At 60.0% G+C, this 19,087-nt stretch carries 15 protein-coding genes; all 15 read left to right on the top strand.

All coding sequences use genetic code 11. From position 1 onward, the window contains the following. Positions 1-54 precede the first annotated feature (54 nt). The 15 genes from bamA to ispD all read left to right on the top strand — a co-directional run bounded on the left by bamA (position 55) and on the right by ispD (position 18,697). Positions 55-2,442 (top strand): outer membrane protein assembly factor BamA, encoded by a 2,388-nt coding sequence (bamA, locus tag ACXX81_RS16480; RefSeq protein WP_209989542.1) that lies wholly within the window; start codon positions 55-57, stop codon positions 2,440-2,442. A 45-nt stretch (positions 2,443-2,487) separates the two neighbouring features. Beyond that, on the top strand, positions 2,488-2,991 hold the full coding sequence (locus ACXX81_RS16475) for an OmpH/Skp family outer membrane protein (protein WP_003189173.1): 504 nt from the start codon (positions 2,488-2,490) through the stop codon (positions 2,989-2,991). A gap of 3 nt (positions 2,992-2,994) precedes the next feature. Continuing rightward, positions 2,995-4,050, top strand: coding sequence for a UDP-3-O-(3-hydroxymyristoyl)glucosamine N-acyltransferase (gene lpxD / locus ACXX81_RS16470; RefSeq protein ID WP_458572056.1), 1,056 nt, complete (start codon positions 2,995-2,997; stop codon positions 4,048-4,050). 110 nt (positions 4,051-4,160) lie between these two features. Beyond that, on the top strand, positions 4,161-4,601 hold the full coding sequence (fabZ, locus tag ACXX81_RS16465) for a 3-hydroxyacyl-ACP dehydratase FabZ (RefSeq protein ID WP_057007789.1): 441 nt from the start codon (positions 4,161-4,163) through the stop codon (positions 4,599-4,601). Then, a complete protein-coding gene (gene lpxA / locus ACXX81_RS16460) occupies positions 4,598-5,374 on the top strand; it encodes an acyl-ACP--UDP-N-acetylglucosamine O-acyltransferase (RefSeq protein ID WP_209989550.1) in 777 nt (258 codons plus the stop codon). Before fabZ ends, lpxA begins: the two co-directional genes overlap by 4 nt. Positions 5,375-5,376: 2 nt before the next feature. Beyond that, positions 5,377-6,516 (top strand): lipid-A-disaccharide synthase, encoded by a 1,140-nt coding sequence (gene lpxB, locus ACXX81_RS16455; RefSeq protein ID WP_458572055.1) that lies wholly within the window; start codon positions 5,377-5,379, stop codon positions 6,514-6,516. Then, entirely contained in the window at positions 6,513-7,145 is a 633-nt protein-coding gene (gene rnhB, locus ACXX81_RS16450) for a ribonuclease HII (RefSeq protein WP_209989555.1), read from the top strand. The genes lpxB and rnhB overlap by 4 nt, the downstream gene beginning before the upstream one ends. 75 nt (positions 7,146-7,220) lie before the next feature. Beyond that, entirely contained in the window at positions 7,221-10,742 is a 3,522-nt protein-coding gene (gene dnaE / locus ACXX81_RS16445; protein ID WP_458572054.1) for a DNA polymerase III subunit alpha, read from the top strand. A gap of 152 nt (positions 10,743-10,894) precedes the next feature. Next, entirely contained in the window at positions 10,895-11,842 is a 948-nt protein-coding gene (locus tag ACXX81_RS16440; protein WP_003172288.1) for an acetyl-CoA carboxylase carboxyltransferase subunit alpha, read from the top strand. A 177-nt stretch (positions 11,843-12,019) separates the two neighbouring features. Next, positions 12,020-13,330: a tRNA lysidine(34) synthetase TilS gene (gene tilS, locus ACXX81_RS16435; RefSeq protein WP_458572053.1), complete on the top strand. Its 1,311-nt coding sequence runs from the start codon at positions 12,020-12,022 to the stop codon at positions 13,328-13,330. A gap of 273 nt (positions 13,331-13,603) precedes the next feature. Beyond that, on the top strand, positions 13,604-15,235 hold the full coding sequence (pyrG, locus tag ACXX81_RS16430; protein ID WP_458572052.1) for a CTP synthase: 1,632 nt from the start codon (positions 13,604-13,606) through the stop codon (positions 15,233-15,235). A 5-nt stretch (positions 15,236-15,240) separates the two neighbouring features. Continuing rightward, complete coding sequence (gene kdsA / locus ACXX81_RS16425) at positions 15,241-16,086, top strand: 3-deoxy-8-phosphooctulonate synthase (protein WP_057007795.1); 846 nt, start codon at positions 15,241-15,243, stop codon at positions 16,084-16,086. Positions 16,087-16,243: 157 nt separating this feature from the next. After that, complete coding sequence (gene eno / locus ACXX81_RS16420; protein WP_057007796.1) at positions 16,244-17,533, top strand: phosphopyruvate hydratase; 1,290 nt, start codon at positions 16,244-16,246, stop codon at positions 17,531-17,533. Between the two features lie 181 nt (positions 17,534-17,714). Next, positions 17,715-17,993 carry a cell division protein FtsB gene (gene ftsB, locus ACXX81_RS16415; RefSeq protein ID WP_003231201.1) on the top strand — a complete coding sequence of 93 codons (279 nt, stop codon included), beginning with the start codon at positions 17,715-17,717 and terminating at the stop codon, positions 17,991-17,993. Then, positions 17,990-18,697 (top strand): 2-C-methyl-D-erythritol 4-phosphate cytidylyltransferase, encoded by a 708-nt coding sequence (gene ispD, locus ACXX81_RS16410; RefSeq protein WP_209989565.1) that lies wholly within the window; start codon positions 17,990-17,992, stop codon positions 18,695-18,697. The genes ftsB and ispD overlap by 4 nt, the downstream gene beginning before the upstream one ends. Positions 18,698-19,087 lie beyond the last annotated feature (390 nt).

Raw genomic sequence — 19,087 nt, 5'->3', positions numbered from 1 at the left:
CTGCCGCATTTTGCGGCAGTTTGTTTATTGCCAGTTGGAATAAGAAAGGACTTCATGAAACGTCTGCTGCTAACTGCGGTTCTCACCGTATTGATGATCGCCGAAGTTCACGCCGAGTCCTTCACTATCTCCGATATTCGCGTCAACGGCCTCCAGCGGGTTTCCGCAGGTAGCGTCTTTGGTGCCTTGCCGTTGAACGTCGGGGAACAGGCGGATGATCGTCGCCTGGTGGAATCCACTCGTGCGCTGTTCAAAACCGGTTTCTTTCAAGACATCCAACTGGGTCGCGAAGGTAACGTCCTGGTCATCACCGTCGTCGAGCGACCTTCCGTCGCCAGTATCGAGATCGAAGGCAACAAGGCGATCTCCACTGAAGACCTGATGAAGGGCCTCAAGCAATCGGGCCTGGCCGAGGGCGAGATCTTCCAGCGTGCCACGCTCGAAGGTGTGCGTAACGAACTGCAACGCCAGTACGTTGCCCAGGGTCGTTACTCGGCCACGGTCGAGACCGAAGTGGTGCCGCAGCCGCGTAACCGTGTGGGCCTCAAGGTCAACATCAACGAAGGCACCGTGGCCGCCATTCAGCACATCAACGTGGTGGGCAACACCAAGTTCGATGATGACGAACTGGTCGGCCTGTTCGAGCTCAAGACCACCAACTGGCTGTCGTTCTTCAAGAACGATGACAAGTACGCCCGTGAAAAACTCTCCGGTGACCTGGAACGCCTGCGTTCCTTCTACCTGGACCGTGGCTATATCAACATGGATATCGCTTCGACCCAGGTGTCCATCACCCCGGACAAGAAACATGTGTACATCACCGTCAACGTCAATGAAGGTGAGAAGTACAAGGTTCGTGACGTCAAGCTGAGCGGCGACCTGAAAGTCCCTGAAGACCAGGTCAAGTCCCTCTTGCTGGTGCAGAAAGACCAGGTGTTCTCGCGCAAGCTGATGACCACCACGTCCGAGCTGATCACTCGTCGTCTGGGCAACGAAGGCTACACCTTCGCCAACGTCAACGGTGTGCCGACTCCCCATGACGAAGACCACACCGTGGACATCACCTTCGTGGTCGATCCCGGCAAGCGTGCCTACGTCAACCGCATCAACTTCCGTGGCAACACCAAGTCCGCCGACGAAGTGCTGCGCCGCGAAATGCGCCAGATGGAAGGTGGCTGGGCGTCGACTTACCTCATCGACCAGTCCAAGACCCGTCTTGAGCGCCTGGGCTTCTTCAAGGAGGTCAACGTCGAGACCCCGGCCGTACCGGGTGTGGACGACCAGGTTGACGTGAACTACGCCGTTGAGGAACAAGCTTCGGGTTCGATCACCGCCAGCGTCGGCTTTGCACAGAGTGCCGGCCTGATCCTCGGTGGCTCGATCACTCAGAACAACTTCCTCGGTACCGGTAACCGTGTGTCCATCGGCCTGACCCGAAGCGAATACCAGAGCCGCTATAACTTCGGTTATACCGACCCCTACTGGACGGCTGACGGTGTCAGCCTGGGCTACAACGCCTTCTACCGCACCACCGACTACAAAGACCTCGATGTCGACGTGGCAAGCTACGCGATCGACAGCCTGGGTGCTGGCGTCAACATCGGTTATCCGATCAGTGAGACCTCGCGTCTGACCTTCGGCCTCACCGCACAGCAGGATGAGATCAAGACCGGTGTTTACACCGTGGATGAGATCTTTGACTTCACCCGTCGTGAAGGCGACAAGTTCCTGAACTTCAAGGCGTCTGCCGGCTGGTCCGAATCGACCCTGAACAAAGGTGTACTGGCGACCCGTGGCCATTCCCAAAGCCTGACTGCAGAAGTCACCACGCCGGGCAGCGACCTGTCGTTCTTCAAGCTCGATTACCGCGGCCAGTTGTTCCAGCCGTTGACCGATAACTACACCCTGCGCCTGCATACCGAGCTGGGCTATGGCGACGGTTACGGTTCAACCAATGGCCTGCCGTTCTATGAGAACTACTACGCAGGTGGTTTCAACTCGGTACGTGGCTTCAAGGACAGTACCTTGGGTCCTCGTGGTACGCCGAGCCGTGGTCAGGCGTTTACCGGTAACCAGGGCACCCAGGTGGACTCGGACAACGACCCACTGCCGTTCGGTGGTAACGTGCTGATCCAGGGTGGCGCGGAAGTCCTGTTCCCACTGCCGTTCGTTAAAGACCAGCGGTCTCTGCGTACTTCGGTCTTCTGGGACGTGGGTAACGTGTTCGATTCCAAGTGTGACCAGATCACCAACCCGAGCGGCGTGAAGTCCAATACCCAGTGTAACGACGTGAGCCTCAGCAATCTGGCGAGCTCCGTGGGTGTGGGTGTGACCTGGGTGACCGCGTTGGGTCCGTTGAGCTTTGCTCTGGCCATGCCGATCAAGAAACCGGATAACGCTGAAACCCAGATTTTCCAATTCTCCCTCGGCCAGACGTTCTAAGCGTCTGACCCAAGATAACGACAACGGATTCTGTAGGAGTACATCGTGCGTAAGTTGACTCAATTGGTCCTGCTGGCCACCGTGCTGGTAACCACCCCGGCCTTCGCCGAAATGAAAATCGCCGTGCTGAACTATCAGATGGCCTTGCTCGAATCCGACGCGGCCAAGCGTTACGCCGTGGATGCCGAGAAGAAATTCGGTCCGCAACTGACCAAGCTCAAGACTCTGGAAAGCAGCGCCAAGGGCATTCAGGATCGTCTGGTCGCCGGTGGCGACAAGATGCAGCAGGGCGAGCGCGAGCGCCTGGAGCTTGAATTCAAGCAAAAGGCCCGTGACTACCAGTTCCAGTCCAAAGAACTGAACGAAGCCAAGGCTGTTGCCGACCGCGAAATGCTCAAGCAGCTCAAGCCGAAACTGGACAGCGCTGTGGAAGAAGTCATCAAGAAAGGTGCCTTTGACCTGGTGTTCGAGCGCGGCGCCGTGATTGACGTCAAACCTCAATACGACATCACCCGTCAGGTGATCGAGCGCATGAACCAGCTGAAGTAAGCCATGACCGCGACTATCAGGCTCGGCGAGTTGGCCGAGTTCCTGGGCGCCACCTTGTGTGGCTCCCCGGAGAAGGAAATCACTGGGCTAGCCACCTTGCAGGAGGCTGGCCCAGCTCAGTTGAGCTTCCTCGCAAATCCCCAATACCGTAAATACCTGGTCGACTGTCAGGCCGCAGCCGTGTTGCTGAAGGCCGCAGATGCCGAGGGTTACGTCGGGGATGCGCTGGTGGTAGCCGACCCGTACCTGTCGTACGCCAAAGCCTCGCACCTGTTCGATCCAAAACCCAGGGCTGCCGGTGGTATTCACCCATCGGCCGTGATCGCCGAGGATGCCCAGGTTGATCCTGCCGCCAGCATCGGCGCCTTCGCCGTGATCGAGAGCGGTGCGCGTATTGCCGCGGGCGTTACCGTCGGCGCGCATTGCTTTATCGGTGCGCGCTGTGAAATAGGTGCCGATGGCTGGCTGGCGCCCCGTGTGACCCTGTACCACGATGTGCGTATCGGACAGCGCGTGGTGATCCAGTCGGGCGCGGTGATCGGTGGCGAAGGCTTCGGTTTTGCCAATGCCAAGGGTGTCTGGCACAAGATCGCCCAGGTCGGCGGCGTATTGATCGGCGACGACGTGGAGATCGGTGTCAACACCGCTGTGGATCGCGGCGCCCTGGCCGACACCGTGATCGGTAACGGCGTGAAGCTCGACAATCAGATTCAGATTGCCCACAACGTGCAGATTGGCGATCACACCGCCATGGCGGCATGCGTGGGCATTTCCGGCAGTACCAGAATCGGCAAGCATTGCATGCTCGCCGGTGGTGTTGGGCTGGTGGGGCATATCGATATCTGTGACAACGTGTTCATTACCGGCATGACCATGGTGACCCACTCGATTACCGAGCCGGGTGCCTATTCTTCCGGTACCGCTATGCAGCCCGCAGCTGAATGGCGCAAAAGTGCAGCACGCTTGCGGCAGCTCGACGACATGGCTCGACGTCTCAAACAGCTGGAAAAGCGTGTCGGGGACGTGACCCCTGACGGTAATGCTTCATCACAAGGCTGATACCATTTCCATATCAAGTGTGCACAGCCGCTAGACTGCCTCCTTGATTTGCCAGCGGGGCGTGCCTTTAGTCCGCCCGCCCCCAATTTTATTACAGGCTTCCCCACGAAATGATGGACATCAACGAGATTCGCGAATACCTGCCTCACCGTTACCCGTTCCTGCTGGTGGACCGCGTAGTGGACCTGAACATTGAGGAAAAGCGCATTCGTGCCTACAAGAATGTCAGCATCAACGAGCCGTTCTTCAACGGTCACTTTCCTGCGCATCCCATCATGCCAGGCGTGTTGATCATCGAAGCGATGGCCCAGGCTGCCGGTATCCTTGGTTTCAAAATGCTCGACCTCAAGCCTGCCGACGGCACGCTTTACTATTTCGTGGGTTCCGACAAGCTGCGTTTTCGCAACCCGGTCACCCCGGGTGACCAGTTGATCCTGGAAGCCAGGTTCATCAGCTGCAAGCGCCAGATCTGGAAGTTCGAGTGCCAGGCTTCGGTGGATGGCAAGGCGGTGTGCTCCGCCGAAATCATCTGTGCGGAACGCAAACTATGAGTTTGATTGACCCTCGCGCAATCATCGATCCGTCGGCCGTTCTGGCCGCAGGCGTAGAGGTTGGCCCTTGGTCGATCGTCGGCGCAGGTGTGGAAATCGGCGAGGGTACTGTCATCGGGCCGCACGTGATCCTCAAGGGGCCGACCCGTATTGGCAAACACAATCGCATCTACCAGTTTTCGTCGGTAGGTGAAGACACCCCGGACATGAAGTACAAGGGTGAGGAAACACGCCTGGTAATCGGTGATCACAACATCATTCGTGAAGGCGTGACCATTCACCGTGGCACCGTACAGGATCGTGCCGAAACCACGCTGGGTGATCACAACCTGGTGATGGCGTACGCGCATATCGGACACGACAGTGTCATCGGCAACCATTGCATCCTGGTCAACAACACCGCGTTGGCCGGCCATGTGCACGTTGACGACTGGGCGATCCTGTCGGGTTTCACGCTGGTGCATCAGTATTGCCATATTGGCGCCCACAGCTTTTCCGGCATGGGCACCGCCATCGGCAAGGATGTACCGGCATTTGTCACGGTCTTCGGCAACCCGGCCGAAGCCCGCAGCATGAATTTCGAAGGCATGCGCCGCCGAGGTTTCAGCGATGACGCCATCCACGCCTTGCGCCGCGCCTACAAGACGGTCTACCGCCAGGGCCTCACGGTTGAACAGGCGCTGACTGAATTGACCGAGCCGGCAACGCTGTTCCCGGAAGTCGCGGTGTTCCGTGACTCGATCCAGGCGTCGACTCGCGGCATCACCCGCTGATCATGGCCACTGTGCGTATCGCGCTGGTGGCCGGAGAAGCTTCCGGCGATATTCTGGGCGCAGGCCTGATGCGGGCGCTGAAGGCCCGCCACCCGGCAGTCGAATTCATCGGCGTCGGTGGGCCTCTCATGCAGGCCGAGGGCCTCACGTCCTACTTCCCCATGGAACGCTTGTCGGTCATGGGACTGGTTGAGGTACTGGGCCGTCTGCGTGAACTGCTGGCACGGCGCAAGCTGCTGATTCAGACCCTGATCGAAGAAAAGCCCGACGTCTTTATCGGCATCGACGCGCCGGATTTCACCCTTAATATCGAGCTCAAGCTGCGTCAGGCCGGGATCAAGACCGTGCATTACGTCAGCCCGTCCGTATGGGCATGGCGGCAGAAGCGCGTGCTGAAAATCCGCGAGGGCTGCGACCTGATGCTCACCCTGCTGCCCTTCGAGGCCAGGTTTTACCAAGAGCAGGGCGTGCCGGTACGGTTTGTCGGCCATACGCTGGCCGATGCGATTCCCTTGCAGGCTGACCGCGCTGCGGCGCGTGCCGAGCTGGGATTGCCTGATGGCCCGTTGGTTGCGCTGATGCCGGGCAGCCGGGGTGGCGAAGTCGGGCGCCTGGGCGCATTGTTTTTTGACGCCGCAGAGCGCCTGCTGGCCATGAGGCCGGGTATTCGCTTCGTGCTGCCCTGCGCCAGCCCGCAACGGCGTGCGCAGATCGAGACGCTGCTCGACGGGCGCAACCTGCCGCTGACCTTGCTCGATGGCCAGTCGCACCTGGCCCTGGCTGCCTGCGACGCGGTGCTCATCGCCTCGGGCACCGCGACTCTGGAGGCCTTGCTGTACAAGCGCCCGATGGTCGTGGCCTATCGCCTGGCGCCGCTGACGTTCTGGATTCTCAAGCGCATGGTCAAGAGCCCCTACATCTCCCTGCCCAACCTGCTGGCCCAACGCCTGCTGGTGCCGGAGCTGTTGCAGGACGACGCAACGCCTGCCGCCCTCGCGCAAACCCTACTACCCTTGATCGACGGCGGCGAAGAGCAGACCCGTGGTTTCGACGACATCCACCGCACCCTGCGCCGGGATGCCTCGAACCAGGCGGCCGATGCCGTGTTGAACTTGATCGGTCATACACAGGAGGCCTTATGAGCAAGCAAATGGGCCTGGATTTCAGCCTGGTTGCGCACGCCGACGAGCTGGTGGCCGGTGTCGACGAAGTAGGGCGCGGCCCGCTGTGTGGCGCAGTCGTGACGGCCGCCGTGATTCTCGACCCGAACCGGCCGATCCTGGGCCTGAATGACTCGAAAAAACTCACCGAAGCACGCCGTGAAAAGCTCTACGACGAGATCTGTGAAAAGGCGCTGAGCTGGCATATTGCCCGCGCCGAGGTCGAAGAAATCGACAGGTTGAACATTCTGCACGCCACCATGCTCGCCATGCAGCGCGCGGTGGAAGGCCTGCATATCACGCCGAAAATGGCGATGATCGACGGCAACCGTTGCCCCAGACTGGCGATGCCGTCCGAAGCTGTGGTCAAGGGCGACAGCAAGGTACCGGCGATTGCGGCGGCCTCAATCCTGGCCAAGGTCAGCCGTGATCGCGAGATGGCTGCGTTCGAGTTGATCTATCCCGGCTATGGCATGGGGGGGCATAAGGGCTACCCGACGCCCGTTCATCTGGAAGCGCTGGCCCGGCTGGGGCCCACCCCGATCCATCGACGCTCGTTCGCCCCGGTGCGCCAGGCCTATGAGCTGCGCGCGAGCCTGATCGAGGTTTAGTCCCAAAGCTGATGTTTTTGCCAAGGCCCGGTACAATCCCGGGCCTTGTTGTTTCCATGTTTGGACAGGATCACTATGCCGGCTTCATTCGTTCACCTGCGCCTGCACACTGAATACTCGCTGGTCGACGGCCTGGTACGCATCAAGCCGTTGGTCAAGACGCTGGTGGGCATGAACATGCCCGCAGTAGCGGTTACCGATCAGAACAACATGTGTTCCCTGGTCAAGTTCTACAAAAACGCCATGGGCGCCGGGATCAAGCCGATCTGCGGCGTCGACCTGTGGCTGTCCAACAAGGACCCGGATAACCCGCTGAGCCGCATCAGCCTGCTGGCGATGAACGGCGTGGGTTATCGCAACCTCACCGAACTGATTTCCCGTGGTTTTATCGACGGGCAGCGCAACGGTTCGATCATCATCGAGCGCGAATGGGTGGCGCAGGCCAGCGAGGGCGTGATCATGCTCTCGGCGGCTAAAGAGGGTGAGATTGGCATCGCGCTGCTGGGCGGCAATCCCCAGGAAGCCGAAGTGCTGGCGCGCGAATGGATGCATGTTTTTCCTGATCGCTTCTACCTGGAAGTGCAGCGCACCAACCGCCCCAACGATGAAGAACACCTGCACGCCGCCGTGGCCCTGGCCGACAAGCTGGGCGCGCCGCTGGTGGCGACCAACGATGTACGCTTTATCAAGAAGGAAGATTTCGAAGCCCACGAAACCCGCGTGTGCATCGGTGAAGGCCGCGCCCTTGACGACCCGCGCCGCTCGAAAAACTACAGCGAAGAGCAATACCTCAAAAGCGCCGATGAGATGGCCGAGCTGTTCAGCGACCTCCCCGAGGCCCTGGAAAACTCCGTCGAGATCGCCAAGCGCTGCAATATCGAAGTGAAGCTGGGCAAGCACTTCCTGCCCAACTTCCCGATTCCCGATGGCATGACCATCGATGAGTATTTCCGCAAGGTGTCGTTCGATGGCCTGGAAGAGCGCCTTAGCGTGCTGCTGCCCAGGGACACCACCGAGGACTACGAGGCCAAGCGTCAGGTCTATGTGGATCGGCTGAATTTCGAGCTGGATATCATCATCCAGATGGGTTTCCCCGGTTACTTTCTGATCGTAATGGACTTTATCCAGTGGGCCAAAAGCAACGGCGTGCCGGTAGGCCCGGGCCGGGGGTCGGGTGCCGGTTCGCTGGTGGCTTATGTGCAGAAGATCACCGACCTCGACCCGCTGGAATATGACCTGCTGTTCGAACGCTTCCTGAACCCGGAACGGGTCTCCATGCCCGACTTCGACGTCGACTTCTGCATGGACGGTCGCGACCGCGTAATCGAATACGTGGCCGAAAAGTACGGCCGCAACGCGGTCAGCCAGATCATCACGTTTGGTTCCATGGCGGCGAAAGCGGTCATCCGTGACGTGGCGCGAGTGCAGGGGAAGTCCTACGGCCTGGCCGATCGCCTGTCGAAGATGATCCCGTTCGAAGTCGGCATGACCCTGGAAAAAGCCTACGAGCAGGAAGAAATCCTGCGCGACTTCATCAAGGTCGATGAAGAAGCCGCCGAAATCTGGGACATGGCACGCAAGCTGGAAGGCGTGGTGCGTAACGTCGGTAAGCACGCCGGCGGTGTGGTGATCGCGCCTACGAAGCTCACTGACTTTTCGCCTATTTATTGCGACGAAGAAGGCGACGGCCTGGTAACCCAGTTCGACAAGGATGACGTAGAGGCGGCCGGCCTGGTGAAGTTCGACTTCCTCGGCCTGCGGACCCTGACGATCATCGACTGGGCGCTCAAGACCATCAACCGCGAGCGCGCCAAGGTCGACGAAGCACCGCTGGATATCGCGTTTATTCCGCTGGACGACAAGCCGACTTACCAGTTGCTGCAAAAAGCGGAAACCACCGCCGTGTTCCAGCTCGAGTCGCGCGGCATGAAGGAGCTGATCAAAAAGCTCAAGCCCGACTGCCTGGAAGACCTGATCGCACTGGTGGCCCTGTTCCGTCCGGGCCCGCTGCAATCGGGCATGGTTGATGACTTTATCAACCGCAAGCACGGCCGCGCCGAGCTGGCCTACCCGCACTCCGACTACCAGTACGAAGGCCTCAAGCCGGTATTGGCACCGACCTACGGCATCATCCTGTATCAGGAACAGGTGATGCAGATTGCCCAGGTCATGGCCGGCTACACCCTTGGCGGCGCGGACATGCTGCGTCGCGCCATGGGTAAAAAGAAACCCGAGGAAATGGCCAAGCAGCGCGGCGGTTTCATTGAGGGTTGCGCGACCAACAATATCGACGCAGACCTGGCCGGTAACATCTTCGATCTGGTGGAAAAATTCGCCGGTTACGGCTTCAACAAATCCCACTCCGCCGCCTACGGGCTGGTGTCGTACCAGACCGCCTGGCTCAAGGCTCACTACCCGGCGCCGTTCATGGCCGCCGTACTCTCGGCGGACATGCACAACACCGACAAGGTCGTGACCTTGATCGAGGAAGTGCGCACCATGAAGCTGCGCCTTGACGCGCCGGACGTGAACGCCTCGGAGTTCAAGTTCACGGTGAACGACGAAGGCCGCATCATCTATGGCCTGGGCGCGATCAAAGGGGTGGGCGAAGGCCCGGTTGAGGCGATCACCGAAGCACGCCAGGATGGGCCGTTCACCGACCTGTTCGATTTCTGCGCGCGTGTCGACCTCAAGCGCATCAACAAGCGCACCCTGGACGGCCTGATCCGCAGCGGCGCCCTCGACCGCCTGGGCCCTTACTTCCATGATGAGCCCAAGGCGTATCAGGCCAATATCGACCGTAATCGTGCGGTGCTGCTGACCGCCATGGAAGAGGCGATCAAGGCCGCCGAGCAGACCGCCCGCACCCATGACAGCGGCCACGCCGACCTGTTTGGCGGGCTGTTCGTCGAAGAAGATGCGGATGTATACGCCAACCACCGCAAGGCCAAGGATCTGACCCTCAAGGAACGCCTCAAGGGTGAAAAAGACACCCTGGGCCTGTACCTCACCGGTCACCCGATCGACGAATACGAAGGCGAGATCCGTCGTTTCGCCCGCCAGCGCATCATCGACCTGAAGCCGGCGCGCGACACCCAGACCGTGGCCGGCATGATCATCGCGCTGCGCGTGATGAAAAACAAAAAGGGCGACAAGATGGGCTTCATCACCCTCGACGACCGCTCGGGCCGGATCGAAGCGTCGCTGTTTGCCGACGCGTTCCACTCCGCCCAGTCGCTGTTGCAGACCGACGCCATGGTGGTGGTGGAAGGTGAGGTCAGCAACGACGACTTCTCCGGCGGCCTGCGCCTGCGCATCAAGCGGGTGATGAGCATGGAGGACGCGCGCACCAACCTGGCTGAAAGCCTGCGTTTGAAGGTGAAAACCGAAGCGCTCAAGGGCGACCAGCTACGCTGGCTGGGGGATCTGCTCAAACGCCACCGTGGCGCCTGTCCGGTGACCATGGAGTACACCGGCAATGACGCCAAGGCCATGCTGCAATTCGGCGAGACCTGGCGAATTGACCCTGCCGATGGCTTGATTCAAGCATTGCGTGACCAGTTCGGCCGTGACAACGTCTTCCTCCAATACCGTTGACGGCCAGGCAGTTTTCTTTTTCATCAAGAGAAACGCCTGAACTCGACGAAACATTTAATCTCGACCTGGACGCGCCTCTCCCTTAAGGTAGGGCGCGAACAGACAACCGGCTGGCCAGGCACGCCCTGGCCGTCGACCCAAGACGGACGCTTATGAACCCGAATTTTCTTGATTTCGAACAGCCGATCGCTGACCTGCAAGCCAAGATCGAAGAACTGCGCCTGGTCGGCAATGACAATTCGCTGAACATCGGCGATGAAATCGCTCGCCTGCAAGACAAGAGCAGCACGCTCACCGAAGACATCTTCGGCAAGCTGACCAGCTGGCAGATCGCGCGCCTGGCTCGCCACCCGCGACGTCCGTACACCCTGGATTACATCCAGCACATCTTCACCGAGTTCGACGAACTGCATGGCGACCGTCACTTCTCCGACGACGCCGCTATCGTGGGCGGCATTGCGCGCCTGGACGACCAGCCGGTGATGGTGATCGGTCACCAGAAAGGCCGTGAAGTGCGCGAGAAAGTGCGCCGCAACTTCGGCATGCCGCGTCCGGAAGGCTACCGCAAGGCCTGCCGCCTGATGGAAATGGCCGAACGCTTCAAAATGCCGATCCTGACCTTCATCGACACGCCGGGCGCTTACCCTGGCATCGACGCTGAAGAGCGCAACCAGAGCGAAGCGATTGCCTGGAACCTGCGCGTCATGTCCCGCCTGAAAACCCCGATCATCGCCACGGTGATTGGTGAAGGTGGCTCCGGCGGTGCACTGGCGATTGGCGTGTGCGACCAACTGAACATGCTGCAATATTCGACCTACGCGGTGATCTCGCCGGAAGGTTGCGCCTCGATCCTGTGGAAAACCGCCGAAAAGGCGCCGGACGCCGCGGAAGCCATGGGCATTACTGCCGATCGCCTCAAGGGCCTGGGTATCGTCGACAAGGTCATCGCCGAGCCATTGGGTGGCGCGCACCGCGACCCGGCTGCGGCCGCCGCGACCATCCGTGCTGAATTGGGTTCGCAACTGGCGATGCTCAAGAAGCTGGATAACGAAGCGCTGCTGGCTCGTCGTTATGAGCGTTTGATGAGCTACGGTCTCTGATCAAGCACTGATCCGGCAGACAATGCAGTACTAATGTGGGAGCGGGCTTGCTCGCGAACGCGGTATATCAGTCGACATGTTCATTGACTGACACACCGCCTTCGCGAGCAAGCCCGCTCCCACATTTGCTTTGTGTATGCTTGGCTACCGTACTCCAGTTCTGCGCCGGTATTTTTGATGAAGCCAACGCTACCCGCCAAGCTCCTGCAAACCCTGGCCCCCTGGCGCAACGCGCCGGTCTGGCATGTCGCTTTTTCCGGCGGGCTTGATTCCACCGTCCTGCTGCATCTCCTGGCCGCTCTGGCAAACACTCCTCCCCTGCGTGCTGTGCATGTCCACCACGGCCTGCAAACGGCGGCCGACGCCTGGCCCGAGCATTGTCAGGCAGTGTGTGACGGCCTGGGCGTACCGTTGCGGGTGATGCGCGTGCAGGTCCTGCCCGGCGCAAGCCTTGAGCGCGCCGCCCGTGATGCGCGTTATCAAGCGTTTGCCGAGCTGGTCGGGGCAGGGGAGGTGATCCTGACAGGCCAGCATCGCGATGATCAGGCCGAAACCCTGTTGTTCCGCCTGCTGCGTGGGGCCGGGGTGCGCGGGTTGGCGGCAATGCCCGCCCGTCGCGCGTTGGCGAGTGGGCACTTGGTGCGGCCGTTGCTGGATGCTGCGCGTGTTGAATTGGAAGCCTACGCCCACGAGCACCAATTGAAGTGGATCGAAGACCCCTCGAACGCCGATCCTCGGTTCTCGCGCAATTACCTGCGCCATCGTGTGCTCCCGGCGTTGACTGAACGGTGGCCCCAGGCCGTAACAAGCCTGGCCCGCACCGCTGAGCACTTGAGCGAAGCCCAGGGCCTGCTCGACGAGTTGGCCGTCTCGGACCTGCACGCCTGCGAACAGCCTTCGGCGTTTCCGTGGCTGCCGCTACCGTCATTGGCCATTGCGCCATTGCGCGAGCTTTCCGACGCCCGACAACGCAACGCTCTGCGCCATTGGCTGAACCCACTGACCCGTTTACCCGACAGCGACCACTGGGCCAGTTGGTATTCCCTGCGCGATGCCAAGGCCGACGCTCAGCCCATATGGCGCCTGGCGGACGGCGAATTGCACCGTTGCGGCGAGCGCATCTGGTGGTTGCCCGCCACGTGGTCGGAATTTTCCGATGCGTCGGTGAGCTGGCCCGATCCGCAAAACCCACTAGAGTTACCCGGCAATGGTCAGCTGAAATTTATCGGCAAAGCCCCTGACGGTCCGCTGGTGATCGGTTATCGCCAAGGCGGCGAAATCATCGAAGTGCCAGGTCGCGGGCGGCGCGACTTGAAGCGTCTGCTTAATGAAAGTGGGTTGCCGGGCTTCGTCCGTGGCAGATTGCCGCTGCTGTATCAGGGCGAACGATTGTTGGCTGCCCCATGCCTTGCAGGGTTATGGGCCATGCCGCCGGGTGGCTGGCAATTGCATTGGGTGCCACAGAGCTGCGATCAAGGTTTGAGCTGATAGAGCCTTTCCGGTAGACTACGCTCCCTTCTTGATACAACTTCTGTGGATTCGCCTGAATCGCAGCAGTTGCCGATTACCAAGCAGTCTTTGCTGGGCGATTCCAAAAAATGTGTAGCGATCAACGTACCGGTGTTCCATTGCTGGTCTGTCACCACGCGGCGGTTTTTTTGAAAGGTGCACTGTGATTAATGCAGGTGATCGGGGGCTTCGGCCTTCCTTCGCTTTCCCCGGCGGCTCGGACCGCTTTAACGCAGACTTCTAGGGTTTTTCATGACGCGCTACATATTCGTCACGGGCGGTGTTGTTTCTTCATTGGGGAAAGGCATTGCCTCCGCTTCATTGGCGGCCATCCTGGAGGCGCGGGGACTTAAGGTCACCATGCTCAAGCTGGACCCGTACATCAACGTCGATCCGGGCACCATGAGCCCGTTCCAGCACGGTGAGGTGTTCGTCACTCACGACGGCGCCGAAACCGACCTGGACCTGGGCCACTACGAGCGGTTCATCCGCACGACCATGACCCAGAACAACAACTTCACCACCGGCCGCGTCTACGAGCACGTGCTGCGCAAAGAGCGCCGTGGTGATTACCTGGGTGCAACCATTCAGGTCATCCCGCACATCACCGACGAAATCAAGCGCCGCATCATCAAGGGTGCAGGCGATGCCGACGTGGCGATGGTCGAGATCGGCGGCACCGTGGGTGACATCGAATCCCAGCCGTTCCTCGAAGCCATCCGTCAGCTGCGTTTCGAAATCGGCGCCAAGCGCGCGATGCTGATGCACCTTACCCTGGTGCCGTACATCGCCACCGCCGGCGAGACCAAAACCAAGCCGACCCAGCATTCCGTCAAGGAACTGCGTTCCATCGGCCTGCAGCCGGACGTACTGATCTGCCGCTCCGATCACCCGATCGACATCTCCTCGCGTCGCAAGATCGCGCAATTCACCAACGTTGAAGAACGAGCGGTGATTGGCCTGGAAGACGCCGACACCATCTACAAGATCCCGGGCATCCTGCATGCGCAAGGCCTGGATGATTTTGTCGTCGAGCGCTTCGGCCTGCAGTGCGGCAGCGCCGACCTCTCCGAATGGGAAGCGGTAGTCGACGCCAAGCTCAACCCTGAGCACGAAGTCACCATCGCCATGGTCGGCAAGTACATGGAACTGCTGGACGCGTACAAGTCGCTGATCGAAGCGATGAGCCACGCCGGTATCAGCAACCGTACCAAGGTCAACCTGCGCTACATCGACTCCGAAGACATCGAGAACCAGGGCACCGCGTTGCTCGAAGGTGTTGACGCGATCCTCGTACCCGGCGGTTTCGGCCTGCGTGGCGTGGAAGGCAAGATCACTGCCGTTCAATACGCCCGTGAAAACAAAGTGCCGTACCTGGGTATCTGCCTGGGCATGCAAGTGGCCGTTATCGAGTTCGCCCGTAACGTGCTGGGCTGGAAAGACGCCAACTCCACCGAGTTCGATCACACCAGCGGCCACCCGGTCGTAGGCTTGATCACCGAGTGGGAAGACGCCACCGGCGCCGTTGAAACCCGTACCGAAACCTCCGACCTGGGCGGCACCATGCGCCTTGGCGCACAGGACTGCCTGCTGGAGCCGGGTTCGCTGGTTCACGACTGCTACGGCAAGGACGTGATCGTCGAACGTCACCGTCACCGCTACGAAGTGAACAACAACCTGCTGCCGCAGATCAAAGAGGCCGGCCTGAAAATCTCCGGTCGTTCCGGTGACGGCAAGCTGGTCGAAGTGGTCGAGGCGCCGGATCATCCATGGTTCGTGGCATGCCAGTTCCACCCCGAGTTCACCTCGACACCGCGCGATGGTCATCCATTGTTCAGCGGTTTCGTCAGAGCCGCACTGACGCAACATCAGAAGAAGGCGTAACCCTGATGGCCCAGAAGATCATTCGCGTAGGCGATATCGAAATTGCCAACGACAAGCCCATGGTGCTGTTCGGCGGCATGAACGTGCTGGAAAGCCGCGACATGGCGATGCAGGTCTGTGAAGAGTACGTCAAGGTTACCCAGAAACTGGGTATCCCTTACGTGTTCAAGGCCAGCTTCGACAAGGCCAACCGCTCGTCCGTGACCTCCTATCGCGGCCCGGGCCTTGAAGAAGGCATGCGGATCTTCCAGGACATCAAGCAAGCCTTCGGCGTGCCGATCATCACCGACGTCCACGAGCCTGAGCAGGCCGCCGTGGTCGCCGAGGTGTGCGACATCATCCAGTTGCCGGCTTTTCTGTCGCGCCAGACCGACCTGGTGGTCGCGATGGCCAGGACCGGCGCCGTGATCAATATCAAGAAAGCCCAGTTCCTCGCGCCCCAGGAAATGAAACACATCCTGAACAAATGCGTCGAAGCAGGTAACGACCAGTTGATTCTCTGCGAGCGCGGTTCGAGCTTCGGCTACAACAACCTCGTGGTGGACATGCTCGGTTTTGGCATCATGAAACAGTTCGAATACCCGGTGTTCTTCGACGTCACCCACGCGCTGCAAATGCCCGGCGGTCGCGCCGATTCCGCCGGTGGGCGCCGTGCCCAGGTGCTGGACCTGGCCAAGGCTGGCATCAGCCAGTCGCTGGCGGGCCTGTTTCTGGAAGCCCATCCGGACCCTGACAACGCCAAGTGCGACGGCCCCTGCGCCCTGCGCCTGGACAAGCTGGAGCCGTTCCTGGCTCAGCTCAAGCAACTGGACGAACTGGTCAAGGGATTTGCGACGGTAGAAACCGCGTAAGCGGCATTTCTCCGGTAGACTTTCCCACGCTTTATGCTCAGGCATGCGTGCCTGAGCCTTGTCGTCTGCAAGCCTGCCCTGTTGTTCCACCCTTGCGGTCGGTCAAAAGATTTCCTTCAGCTGCGTCGTTTTCGTCAACTTTGGAGTGTTCACAACAATGGCAAAAATCGTCGACATCAAAGGTCGTGAAGTTCTCGACTCCCGTGGCAACCCCACCGTCGAAGCCGACGTGCTTCTCGATAACGGCATCATCGGCAGCGCCTGCGCGCCGTCCGGTGCTTCTACCGGTTCGCGCGAAGCGCTGGAACTGCGTGATGGCGACAAGAGCCGTTACCTGGGCAAGGGTGTACTCAAGGCGGTAGCCAACATCAATGGCCCGATCCGTGACCTGCTGCTGGGCAAGGACCCGCTGGACCAGAAAGCCCTGGACCACGCGATGATCCAGCTCGACGGCACCGAGAACAAAGGCAGCCTGGGCGCCAACGCCATCCTCGCTGTATCCCTGGCCGCTGCCAAGGCTGCTGCCCAGGACCAGGACCTGCCGTTGTACGCCCACATCGCCAACCTGAACGGCACGCCGGGTGTGTACTCCATGCCGGTGCCGATGATGAACATCATCAACGGTGGCGAGCACGCCGATAACAACGTCGACATCCAGGAATTCATGGTGCAGCCGGTTGGCGCCAAGACCTTCTCCGAAGGCCTGCGCATGGGCACCGAAATTTTTCACCACCTCAAGGCCGTGCTCAAAGCCCGTGGCCTGAGCACCGCAGTGGGTGACGAAGGTGGTTTCGCGCCGAACCTGGCGTCCAACGAAGATGCACTCAAAGTGATCTCCGAAGCCGTGGCCAACGCCGGCTACACCCTGGGCACCGACGTGACCCTGGCCCTGGACTGCGCCGCCAGCGAATTCTATGAAGACGGCAAGTACAACCTGTCCGGTGAAGGCCAGGTGTTCAACTCCGAAGGTTTTGCTGAATACCTCAAGGGCCTGACCCAGCGCTACCCGATCATCTCGATCGAAGACGGCCTGGACGAGTCCGACTGGGACGGCTGGAAGATCCTCACCGACAAGATCGGCGAGAAAGTCCAACTGGTGGGCGACGATTTGTTCGTGACCAACACCAAGATCCTGAAAGAGGGCATCGACAAGAAGATCGCCAACTCGATCCTGATCAAGTTCAACCAGATCGGCACCCTGACCGAAACCCTGGAAGCCATCCAGATGGCCAAGGCTGCGGGCTACACCGCCGTGATCTCCCATCGCTCCGGCGAAACCGAAGATTCGACCATTGCCGACCTGGCCGTGGGCACCTCGGCAGGCCAGATCAAGACCGGCTCCCTGTGCCGTTCCGACCGTGTTTCCAAGTACAACCAATTGCTGCGTATCGAAGAGCAACTGGCGGGTAAAGCCAAGTACAACGGTCGTGGCGAGTTTCGCGGCTGACCGTTAACCGGTTAAAAATGTAAAAAAGTCGACGGACTGCGTCGGAAAACTCACGACAAAGTGAATTTCGACGTTAATCTGTTGGCCATCTAGCACAAGCCTGGTTTTTCCAGGCTTCGTGCTGTCAGTTGCTGCAAAAGTTTTGCATGGCGGTCTTTTTTCACTGGATACCCGATATTCGATGCGCAGTCCCAATTGGTTGTTCCTCGTCTTGCTCTTGTTGCTGGCTGGCCTGCAGTACCGCCTATGGGTGGGTAATGGCAGCTTTGCGCAGGTAAAAGACCTGACTGAGCAAATTGCTGCACAGCACGCCGAAAACGAAATCCTGCTGGAGCGCAATCGCGTCCTCGATGCCGAAGTGCTTGAGTTGAAAAAAGGCACGGAGACCGTTGAAGAACGGGCTCGTCATGAATTGGGCATGGTCAAGGAGGGCGAGACCCTCTACCAGTTGGCCCAATGACTCAGCGTTTGCCGGCCTTCTGGGCCGTGATTCCCGCCGCGGGCGTTGGTGCCCGTATGGCTGCGGACCGTCCCAAGCAATACTTGCAACTGGGCGGACGCACTATTCTCGAACACAGCCTCGGCTGTTTTCTCGATCACCCGATGCTCAAGGGCCTGGTGGTCAGTCTTGCTCCTGATGATCCTTACTGGCCTGGCCTGGCCTGTGCTGCCGACCCGCGTATCCAGCGTGCGGACGGCGGCTCGGAGCGCTCGGGCTCGGTGCTCAACGCGTTGCTGCAGCTCAATGCCCTGGGGGCCGGCGATGAGGATTGGGTGCTGGTGCACGATGCGGCAAGGCCGAATTTGAGCCGCGACGACCTCGACACGCTATTGGCCGAACTGGCGGACGACCCGGTGGGCGGCCTGCTGGCGGTGCCGGCGCGCGACACGCTCAAGCGTGCAGACAAGCGCGGCCGTGTGGTTGAAACCGTTGATCGCAGCCTGATCTGGCAGGCGTACACACCGCAGATGTTCCGCCTGGGCGCTTTGCATCGTGCCCTGGCTGACAGTCTGGTGGCGGATGCGGTGATTACCGATGAAGCCTCGGCCATGGAATGGTCAGGGCAGGCGCCGCGATTGATTGAGGGGCGTTCGGACAATATCAAGGTGACTCGGCCGGAAGATCTGGAGTGGCTCAGGTTGCGGTGGGCCAATCGTAGATAGTCAGTTAAACCGAGTCGCCTTCATCGCAGGCAAGCCAGCTTCCACACTTGATCGCAGTCATTGCAGACACCTCGGTCAACTGTGGGAGGCTCCGCCACGTCTTCGACTTAGCGCTGTCGCGCAGCAAACTGGCGCCTCTGTGGCAAGCCCCAATGCCGTTCAGTTAAGCGCAGATTCCCTGTGGCGAGCAGGCTTGTCCTGCGTTGGGCTGCGCAGCAGCCCCAAAACCAGACGCTGAGCCGTATCAGGTACACCGCGTTTTGCTCGATTGGGGGCGCTTCGCACCCCAACGCGGGGCAAGCCCGCTCGCCACAGGCGTGTGGCTGCCTGAAACTTCAGGTTTTAAAATCAATACGCTATTTTTTGTTTGATAAGCGCTGGCTTGCCTGC

Source organism: Pseudomonas sp. GNP013, assembly GCF_054343995.1.
The sequence above is the reverse complement of the archived record's forward strand: the minus strand, read 5'-3'. Positions and strand labels throughout refer to the sequence as shown.

Coding starts and splice junctions, on each gene's coding strand:
- ACXX81_RS16440 (WP_003172288.1), top strand. CDS start 10,895: ATGAACCCGAATTTTCTTGATTTCGAACAGCCGATCGCTGACCTGCAA.
- pyrG (WP_458572052.1), top strand. CDS start 13,604: ATGACGCGCTACATATTCGTCACGGGCGGTGTTGTTTCTTCATTGGGG.
- fabZ (WP_057007789.1), top strand. CDS start 4,161: ATGATGGACATCAACGAGATTCGCGAATACCTGCCTCACCGTTACCCG.
- ispD (WP_209989565.1), top strand. CDS start 17,990: ATGACTCAGCGTTTGCCGGCCTTCTGGGCCGTGATTCCCGCCGCGGGC.
- ftsB (WP_003231201.1), top strand. CDS start 17,715: ATGCGCAGTCCCAATTGGTTGTTCCTCGTCTTGCTCTTGTTGCTGGCT.
- lpxA (WP_209989550.1), top strand. CDS start 4,598: ATGAGTTTGATTGACCCTCGCGCAATCATCGATCCGTCGGCCGTTCTG.
- tilS (WP_458572053.1), top strand. CDS start 12,020: ATGAAGCCAACGCTACCCGCCAAGCTCCTGCAAACCCTGGCCCCCTGG.
- dnaE (WP_458572054.1), top strand. CDS start 7,221: ATGCCGGCTTCATTCGTTCACCTGCGCCTGCACACTGAATACTCGCTG.
- rnhB (WP_209989555.1), top strand. CDS start 6,513: ATGAGCAAGCAAATGGGCCTGGATTTCAGCCTGGTTGCGCACGCCGAC.
- eno (WP_057007796.1), top strand. CDS start 16,244: ATGGCAAAAATCGTCGACATCAAAGGTCGTGAAGTTCTCGACTCCCGT.
- lpxB (WP_458572055.1), top strand. CDS start 5,377: ATGGCCACTGTGCGTATCGCGCTGGTGGCCGGAGAAGCTTCCGGCGAT.
- bamA (WP_209989542.1), top strand. CDS start 55: ATGAAACGTCTGCTGCTAACTGCGGTTCTCACCGTATTGATGATCGCC.
- kdsA (WP_057007795.1), top strand. CDS start 15,241: ATGGCCCAGAAGATCATTCGCGTAGGCGATATCGAAATTGCCAACGAC.
- lpxD (WP_458572056.1), top strand. CDS start 2,995: ATGACCGCGACTATCAGGCTCGGCGAGTTGGCCGAGTTCCTGGGCGCC.